The organism is Dietzia sp. Cai40 (genome assembly GCF_014145165.1).
In the GTDB taxonomy this organism is placed as follows: domain Bacteria; phylum Actinomycetota; class Actinomycetes; order Mycobacteriales; family Mycobacteriaceae; genus Dietzia; species Dietzia natronolimnaea.
In genome coordinates, this window is record NZ_JAALEB010000356.1 from 1 (window position 1) to 6,885 (window position 6,885).

At 71.0% G+C, this 6,885-nt stretch carries 6 protein-coding genes and 1 pseudogene; 3 read left to right on the forward strand and 4 right to left on the reverse strand.

What is annotated here, in order from left to right; translation table 11 throughout:
- Nucleotides 1–516, reverse strand: a pseudogene (locus G6022_RS13260) (oxidoreductase); the annotation flags it as partial.
- Nucleotides 517–654: 138 nt separating this feature from the next.
- Here G6022_RS13260 and G6022_RS13265 point away from each other — a divergent pair.
- The 3 genes from G6022_RS13265 to G6022_RS13275 all read left to right on the forward strand — a co-directional run bounded on the left by G6022_RS13265 (nt 655) and on the right by G6022_RS13275 (nt 2,383).
- On the forward strand, nt 655–1,317 hold the full coding sequence (locus G6022_RS13265) for a fasciclin domain-containing protein (RefSeq protein ID WP_182616424.1): 663 nt from the start codon (nt 655–657) through the stop codon (nt 1,315–1,317).
- A gap of 213 nt (nt 1,318–1,530) precedes the next feature.
- Nucleotides 1,531–1,917 (forward strand): metalloregulator ArsR/SmtB family transcription factor, encoded by a 387-nt coding sequence (locus G6022_RS13270; RefSeq protein ID WP_179523676.1) that lies wholly within the window; start codon nt 1,531–1,533, stop codon nt 1,915–1,917.
- 7 nt (nt 1,918–1,924) lie between these two features.
- A complete protein-coding gene (locus tag G6022_RS13275) occupies nt 1,925–2,383 on the forward strand; it encodes an SRPBCC domain-containing protein (RefSeq protein WP_182616416.1) in 459 nt (152 codons plus the stop codon).
- A gap of 30 nt (nt 2,384–2,413) precedes the next feature.
- Here the strand turns inward: G6022_RS13275 and G6022_RS13280 are convergent, their stop codons facing one another.
- From G6022_RS13280 to G6022_RS13290, 3 genes are all read right to left on the reverse strand, one after another.
- Complete coding sequence (locus G6022_RS13280) at nt 2,414–4,240, reverse strand: acyl-CoA dehydrogenase (RefSeq protein ID WP_182639892.1); 1,827 nt, start codon at nt 4,238–4,240, stop codon at nt 2,414–2,416.
- An 81-nt stretch (nt 4,241–4,321) separates the two neighbouring features.
- Nucleotides 4,322–5,206 (reverse strand): SDR family NAD(P)-dependent oxidoreductase, encoded by an 885-nt coding sequence (locus G6022_RS13285; RefSeq protein ID WP_182691746.1) that lies wholly within the window; start codon nt 5,204–5,206, stop codon nt 4,322–4,324.
- A 17-nt stretch (nt 5,207–5,223) separates the two neighbouring features.
- Nucleotides 5,224–6,885, reverse strand: a 1,662-nt coding sequence (locus G6022_RS13290) for a penicillin-binding transpeptidase domain-containing protein (RefSeq protein ID WP_182691747.1), incomplete at its 5' end; no start/stop codon positions are given.

The following is a 6,885-nucleotide window of genomic DNA, read 5'->3' on the forward strand; positions in this document are numbered from 1 at the left end:
GCGACGTCGATCCGGGCCCGGGCCCGGGACCGGGTGCTCGGCGTCCGCGGTTCCGGACGGGCTCGCGGGTGCGGGGAACAACGCGCCGATCATCAGACGCAGCGCCACCACGGCGAGGACGGTGCCCACGAGGGTCGGCAGCGCCCACGCGGGTCCGGCCGTCGGACGCGTCACCGCCGCGAGCGTTCCCGTGAGACCGAGGGCGACGATGATGAGGGAACCGATGGGGCGGCGCGGGCGCTCCAGTAGGCCGACCACCACGCCGAGCACCGCGAGGATGCCGGCGAGGCTGATCAGCAGCGCGGGCTTGTCCGCCGTCCCGAGCGCGTCGATGGTCGCCTCGCGGACGGCCGCGGGTGCGCGGTCGACGACGGAGTCGGCCACCGCCAGGAAGGGTGACGACCCGGGGGCGACCAGTCCCGCGATCGCGTGACCGACCGCGAGGGCGATACCGGTCGAGAGGATCCCCGCGGAGATCTGAGCCGTCACACGGGGTCGGGGCTGGGTGGTGTCCACATCAAGAGTTCGGAGCACGGGCCCCGCCGGACGGTTCCGGAGAAATTTTCTGAGGGCCACCCATCCGTCTCGACAGCAGTGCCGAAGAACCCTTGACCCAGCACGCAAGGCTCTGTTGAAAGGACCAACACAATGAGCATGACGATCTCCCGCCGTATGGCATCGATCGCGGCGGCGGCTGCCGTGAGCGGCCTCGTTCTGGCCGGCTGCGCGGACGACGAAGGCGGCATGGAGGCCGAGGGCACCACGTCCGCCCCCATGACCTCCGAAATGACCACCGAAGAGACCTCTCCCATGGCGGAGCCGGCCGGCATGCTGGTCGGTCCCGGGTGTGCGGACTACGCCGAGGCCAACCCGGACGGGCCGGGCTCGGTCGACGGTATGGCCATGGAGCCGGTCGCCACCGCCGCCTCCAACAACCCGCTGCTCACCACCCTCACGGCCGCCGTGTCGGGCGGGGTGAACCCGGAGGTCGACCTGGTCGACACGCTCAACAACGGTGAGTACACCGTGTTCGCGCCGGTCGACGACGCGTTCGCGCAGGTCGACGACGCCACGATGGAGGCGCTGCAGACCGATCCCGAGCTGCTCACCAGCATCCTGACCTACCACGTTGTCGAGGGACAGATCACCCCTGACGAGATCGAGGGCATGCAGACCACGCTGAACGGCGCGGACGTCGAGGTCATGGGCTCCGGTGACGAGCTCACCGTCAACGGTGCCAACGTGATCTGTGGTGGCGTCCAGACCGCCAACGCCACGGTCTACCTCATCGATGAGGTCATGGTTCCCGAGGAGTGATCCCACTGGACCCCGGGAGGCCCTGACCTCCTGAGTGTTCCGGCAGCACCGAGGCCCGGGTCGACGCGAGAGCGTCGGCCCGGGCCTCGTCGGGTCCCGCGGCCGGACCACCGGCACCCGCGCCGCGAGAGGGTTCCGGCCGGCGGTGATCGTGGACGAGGGGTTGACAGTGGCGCGTCACGGTGCATAATTAAGCTATTGCCTAATTAAGGAATGAGTGAATTGAAAAAGGCCGGTGATCCGCTGTCCCGGGTGTTCCAGGCGCTCGCCGATCCCACGCGTCGTGGGATCCTCGAGCGGCTCAGCGCCGGGCCGGCCACTGTGGGCGAGTTGTCGGAACCGTTCGACATCAGTGCACCCGCCATCTCGCAACACCTCCGGGTGTTGGAGACCTCCGGTCTCATCGAGCGAAGCACGCGCGCCCAGTGGCGGGTGTGCACGCTCCGGCCGGAACCGCTGGACGCCGCCACTGCCTGGGTCGAGCGCAACCGCGCGCTGTGGCAGCAGAAGTTCGACCGACTCGACGACGTGCTCACCGACATCCGGCCCGGGCACGCCGACCCCACGGATCGAGGTCGCACGCCTCGATCGAAGGAGTGACGACATCATGTCCGTCCCGGAATTCACCATCACCCGCACATTCGACGCCCCGCGCGAGACCCTCTGGCGCGCGTGGACGGATCCGACACTGGCCGCTCGCTGGTGGCACCCGCACGAGGTCACGACCCCTGCCGAGAGCGTCTCGATCGATCTCCGCGTGGGTGGCAGCTACGCCTACCTCATGATCGACCCGGACGGCGGCGAGTGGCCGGCCACGGGCGAATACCTGGAGGTCCGCGAGCCCGACCGGCTCCGGTTCACCTGGGTCAGCCCGGACGACGAGCGCGGGGACGAGGTCCCCGTCATCACCGTCGACCTCGCCGAGGCGGGCGAGGGGCGCACCCTGATGACCTTCCACATGGCCCGGCACCCCGACGACCGCGGTTCCGAACACGGCGTCTACGACGGCTGGACCGAGGCGTTCGAGGAGTTGGACGGCGTGCTCGCATCGTCCACAGCCCGCTGAGGACCGCCTGCTCGGCGGGGGCACCGCTGGTCAGAACCAGTCGTCGCGCATGTCCAGGGTGGTGCGGTCGCCCGCGGCCAGCAGGTCGAACTTCGCGTCAACGACGGGCAGCTCGCGCCGCAGGAAGTACGCCGCGGCCTGCCGCTTCCCGGCGGCGAACCCGTCGGCGTCGTCGTCGATCCGACCTCCCAGGGCGAGGACCTGCTCGAGCCAGATCCAGGCGATCACGATGTGACCGGCGGCCTCGAGGTACTCGGTGGCGTCGGCCAGGAACGCCTCCGGGTCGGTCGCCCCGAGCCCGGCGAGTGCGGTGGTCACCTCGATCAGTCGCGTCACCCGCGGTCGGAGCAGCGCGGCGAACTCCTCGGCCGGGCCGCCTGCCGCATCCGCCCGGTCGCAGGTGGCGGCGATGCGCTCGCTCAGTGCGGCCAGTCCGGCACCGCCCCCGGCGAGGACCTTGCGCCCGAGCAGATCCTGGGCCTGGATCCCGTGCGTGCCCTCGTGGATCGGGTTGAGGCGGTTGTCGCGGTAGTGCTGCTCGACGTCGTAGTCGATCGTGTACCCGGCCCCGCCCAGTACCTGTACCGCGAGTTCGTTGGCCTTGAGGCACCACTGCGACGGCCACGACTTGGCGATCGGGGTGAGGACGTCCAGCAGCGTCGTGGCGGCTGCGGCCTCCTCCGGGGACCCGGTCTTCTCGTCGTCGACGAGCCTCGCGCAGAACAGCCCCAGCGCCAGGGCACCCTCCACGTAGGACTTCTGGGCCAGCAACATCCGCCGCACGTCGGCGTGCCCGGTCAGCATGACCTGCGGCGAGGAGGGATCGGCACCGACGGTCCGCCCCTGAGGGCGGTTGCGCGCGTAATCGAGCGACTTGAGGTACCCGGTGTACCCGAGGGCCGTGGCGCCCAGACCCACGCCGAGCCGGGCCTCGTTCATCATGGTGAACATCTTCTTGAGGCCGGTGTTCTCCTCGCCCAGGAGGTATCCGACCGCGCCCGGCCGGCCGCCGGGGGTGTGCATGCCCTGGCCGAGGGTGGGCATGGTGTTGACCGTGCCGCGGAAGCCCATCTTGTGGTTGAGGCCGGTGATCACGATGTCGTTGCGCTCCCCGATCGAACCGTCCTCGTCGACCAGGTACTTCGGCACCACGAACAGGCTGATGCCGCGGGTACCGGCCGGCGAACCGGGCACCTTGGCCAGTACGAGGTGCACGATGTTCTCGGACATCGTGTGCTCGCCGCCGGAGATCCACATCTTCTGCCCGAACAGCCGGTAGGTCCCGTCGTCCTGCGGCTCGGCGCGGGTGGTGATGTCGGCGAGGTTGGAGCCGGCCTGCGGCTCGGACAGGCACATGGTGCCGGTGAACCGGCCCTCGACCATCGGCTTGACGTAGCGCTCGATCTGCTCGTCCGAACCGTGCTCGATCAACAGGTTGGCGTTGCCGGTGGTGAGCAGCGGGTACGCCGCGGTGGCGACGTTGGCCGCGTAGAACCACGCCATGCACGCCAGGTAGGCGGTGTAGGGCAGTTGCATCCCGCCCACCCGCTCGTCCATCGCGGCGCCCACCAGGTCGGCGTCGGCGAAGCGGCGCAGCGCCTCGGCGATCTCCGGGATGAGCTCGACCTCCTCGCCCACGAGCCTGGGCTCGTTGAGGTCCGCCTTGCGGTTGTGCGGGGCGAAGTACTTCTCGGCGAGCTCGGCCGACAGGTCCACCACGGCGTCGATGGTCTCGCGGGAGTGGTCCGCGTACCGCTCACGCCCACACAGCTCGGACACCCGCAGCCAGTCGTGGAGCAGGAAGTCGAGATCGGCGCGGGACATCACGGTGGAGGGGAGGGGGAGCGAGGGAGTCATGCACCGCAGGGTACTTGCCCCGGGCGCGGTGCCGACTCGGGCCGTGCCCGGCGGAACCGGGACGGGCGGCCCGCGGGACCGTCAGCCCCCGCCGGTGGCGCGGGCGAACTTCTGCCCCATCCCGAGCATGGTCCTGGCGTACGCGGCGGGCATGAACCGCTTGCCGCGGTAGGCCTTGCGGGCGTCCGGGTCGGGCAGGATCAGGAACTCCTTGGCGTCCAGACCGGTCATCACCTCGGCGGCGATCTCGTCCGCGCCGCGCTCGGAGCGGTCGATGAGCTTGCTCGCGAATCCGCTCGCGGCGGGGTCCGAGGAGTTGAGGCTCGAGGCCAGGTTGGTGCGGAAGAACGACGGGCACAGCACGGACACGTCGATCCCGAACGGCTCCAGCTCCCACCGCAGGGTCTCGGAGATCGCCACCACGGCCGCCTTGACCGCCGTGTAGGAGGCCATGGTCGGCGGGTGTACGAGCCCGGCGAGAGACGCCGTGTTGACCAGGTGCCCGTGGCCCTGCGCCTTGAGCATCGGCACGAAGGTGCGGCAGCCCCGCGCCACACCCAGCAGGTTGATGTCCGTGATGAGCCGCCAGTCCTCCTCGGTGAGGTACTCGATGCGGCCGCCCTGGGCGATGCCCGCGTTGTTGACCAGCACGTCGATGCCGCCCCAGATCTGCTCGATCTCCGCGCGCGCCGCCTGCCATTCCTCCTCGGAACGCACGTCCAGACGCAGATAGCGCGCATCCCCGGGGACCGAGGCGGGCCGGTCGTCGGTGGCCGCGAGGTCCGCGACCATCACGCGGTCGCCGCGCTCGAGGAACGCCGTGACCAACGCCAGACCGAGACCCGACGCCCCGCCGGTGACCAGCACCCGGCGGTTGGTGTCCGCGGGGGAGGGGGAGGAGACGAACGGCAACCGGGCGAGGCCGGGGACGGGGAGGTCGGACAGCGGGAGGCGGGGGAGACGCATGACGCGAAACTACCGTCTCACCCGCGCGCGAGGGGTGCGGGCTGTCCTGCGGCGCCGAGGAACCCGGCGGCCATCGACACCGCGGGCCCCGAGGAGTCGGCTCCCTCGATGAGCACCGCGAGGGCGATGTCCCCGGTGGAACCGACGAACCAGCCGTGGGCGGGACCGGTGCCGACCTCGGCCGTGCCGGTCTTGCCCCCGAGTCCGGGGATCGAATTGGCGGCCGTCGCGGTGCCCGATCGGACGGTCTGCTCCATGTACCGGCGCAGGGTGTCGACGACTCCGGGGTCGAGCGGTTCCGGTGCGTCGTTGGCGTCGCCGGTCATCCCGTCGACGACGTGCGGCAGGATCATCCGCCCGCCGTTCGCCAGCGAGGCCGTCATGACCGCCATCCCGAACGGGCTGGCCAACACCTCGCCCTGCCCGATCGCCGCTTCCACGCGGGCCGGGCCCTGCTCGGTGACGGGCACGGACCCGGTGAAGGTGTCCGCTCCGAGGCCGGGGGCGAAGAACCCGACGCCCAGGCCGAGCTTCGCGGCCGTGTCCTTCATGGCCTCCGGCGTCAGCCGGTCGCTGATGACGGCCTGGCTGGTGTTGCACGACCGGGCGAAGGCGGTCTCCAGCGGCACCGGGCCGAGCTCGAAGTCGTCGTCGTTGGGGATCGTGCGCCCCGACACGGTGACCGAGGCCGGGCAGGGCACGACCTCGTCCGGGCCCACGACGCCGGCCTCGAGCGCCGCGGCCGTGGTGACGATCTTGAACGTCGACCCCGGCGGGAAGCGGCCCTGCATGGACACCGGCCCCTGCCGGTCGGCGGCGGAGTTCTGTGCCACGGCCAGGATTCCGCCCGTCGAGGGCTGGATCGCCACGATCGAGGCGCCCAGGGCGGAGGAGTCCACCGCCTGCTGGGCGGCCCGCTGCATCGAGATCTGCAGCGTGGAGACGAGGTCGTCGACCTGGCCCACCGGGGCGCTGCCGAGCTCGATCGGTTCCGCGTCGGGATTGACGATCTCCGCGGTCCAGCCGCCTTCTGCGGTGATCGCGTCCATCCACGCGGTCGGCAGACTGTTGATCGCGGGAGAGGTCAGGCTGCGGTCGGTGCGGATGAGATCCCCGCTTTGAGGGAGCGTCACCCCCGGGACGGCGGCGAGCTGCTCGCGGATCGGGTCGATGTCGGACGGGCGGAGCGCGACGATCTGGTACGGCTGGTCCCCCGCCTCCGTCATGCCCTCGCGGATCGTCTGCCCGGTGATCGTCGGCACCACGGGGTTCACCAGCGCCGCGACAGCGTCGGCCGACTCCACCGCCCCCGGCGCCAGGGTCACCGCGGTCACCGGAGTCCACTGCAGCAGCGGTTCGCCCGTGCGGTCGAGGACCGAGGTGTCGTAGTCCAGGATCTCGGAGAAGGCCAGGGTGCCCCCCGGCTCGAGGCGGGTGTCGAGGATCGTCGGCGCCCACTCGACCTTCCAGTCCTCGCCGACCCTGGTGGTCCGCGCCTCGCCGGTGGTCGTGACGATGCGGGCGGCGCCTTCCGTGCCGGGGGTCCCGCCGGCCGGGTCGGAGCCGGCCTCGTCGTCGTCGGCCTCGTCGTTGTCGGCCTCGTCGTCTCCGGCCGTCCCCATGTCCCAGGTGATCTCGACCGTCACGGGGTCGCGGTCCGGGCGTCGGTCCCCGTCCGG